Annotated in this window: 1 protein-coding gene; it reads right to left on the bottom strand. The window is 62.7% G+C overall.

Annotation, left to right across the window (positions count from 1 at the left end):
* On the bottom strand, nt 1-354 hold a 354-nt coding region (locus tag EN742_RS37520), incomplete at its 3' end, for a chemotaxis protein CheB (protein WP_281035083.1).
* Nucleotides 355-391 lie beyond the last annotated feature (37 nt).

Genomic DNA, 391 nt, shown 5'->3' with positions numbered 1-391 from the left:
CGACAAAACGATGGCGATGGCCCGTTTCCGCTGGTCCGACGCAAGCGATCGGAACAGGACATCGACGGGATGGCGGTTGCCGCGGACCTCTGCCGGTCGGGACACGTGCAGCCCGCCATCGCTGATCTTGAGGTCGGTATCGGGAGCGATCACATAGACCCGATCGGAAACGATTCGCATGCCGTCCACGACTTGCGCAACCTGCATGGTCGTGTGAGATGCCAGAACGCGCGCCATCTCGCTTTCGTGCTTCGGGTCGAGATGCAAGACGACCACGAAGGCGCAACCGCTGTCCGCCGGCATCGCATCGAAAAAGCGGCCAAGCGCCTCGATGCCGCCGGCTGACGCGCCGATGCCGACGACGGAAATGGTCGGAGACTCAACATTGGTT

It is taken from the genome of Mesorhizobium sp. M4A.F.Ca.ET.020.02.1.1 (assembly GCF_004022645.1).
In the GTDB taxonomy this organism is placed as follows: domain Bacteria; phylum Pseudomonadota; class Alphaproteobacteria; order Rhizobiales; family Rhizobiaceae; genus Mesorhizobium.
The sequence above is the reverse complement of the archived record's forward strand: the minus strand, read 5'-3'. Positions and strand labels throughout refer to the sequence as shown.